The organism is Pseudomonas juntendi (assembly GCF_009932375.1).
Taxonomy (GTDB): Bacteria; Pseudomonadota; Gammaproteobacteria; order Pseudomonadales; family Pseudomonadaceae; genus Aquipseudomonas; species Aquipseudomonas juntendi.
Window position 1 is genome coordinate 1 of sequence record NZ_BLJG01000377.1, and the last position, 789, is coordinate 789.

At 53.1% G+C, this 789-nt stretch carries 1 protein-coding gene and 1 pseudogene; both read left to right on the plus strand.

Going from position 1 to position 789, the window contains the following annotated elements; translation table 11 throughout:
- The first annotated feature begins 28 nt into the window (after positions 1-28).
- On the plus strand, positions 29-223 hold the full coding sequence (locus GYA94_RS26115; protein WP_255327000.1) for a hypothetical protein: 195 nt from the start codon (positions 29-31) through the stop codon (positions 221-223).
- A 338-nt stretch (positions 224-561) separates the two neighbouring features.
- A pseudogene (locus tag GYA94_RS26120) lies at positions 562-789 on the plus strand (glutamine synthetase); the annotation flags it as partial.

Genomic DNA, 789 nt, shown 5'->3' on the forward strand with positions numbered 1-789 from the left:
GGTAAGGTGGTCCGCGACTTGATTCTGGATGGAGAAGATTGCTAAAGCAAAAACCCCCGCGCAGAGCCACAGTGGATACACTGAAATCAGCTGTATCCGAAATGAGTTCAAAAGGCAGGAAGATGAAACGAAGAGCGGCAAGCCGCTGCGAGGGCAGGTCCGGGAACGCCAAACGTCAATTATTGCGGCCAGGGCGGCGGCAACAACGACGCAGCTTGCATGAACGGCGGAGGTACCCGATGGCACTGCGCACGCAGTGCTTTCAGGTCGCGGCAAGCGGACCATGTGACCCTCGTATTATTGTGTTCTGGGTTGAGACCGAGCTTAGCCTTGTTCATTTTTTTACACAACACCCGCGTAAAAAATAAAACACGGCACGCTTGAGATAGCTCTTTACCGGGGAAATAGCGGATAATGCCATGCCCCGATTTGCAGCAAATCTGCCGTAGATGGGCCATTTCAGGGCATCATGGGGTTGGCTTGACATCAGTATGGCTTTTCGGTTGACTGGTCTTGCAAGCCCCCCTTGATTGATATTTTTAACAACAAAGGTGTTGCATCATGTCGGTACCCCCGCGTGCCGTTCAGCTTAACGAAGCGAACGCGTTCCTTAAGGAACATCCTGAGGTTCTCTACGTTGACCTTCTGATTGCAGATATGAATGGTGTGGTGCGCGGCAAGCGCATAGAGCGCACCAGCCTCCACAAGGTTTACGAGAAAGGCATCAACTTGCCGGCCTCCCTCTTCGCCCTCGACATCAACGGTTCCACCGTCGAAAGCACTGGCCTG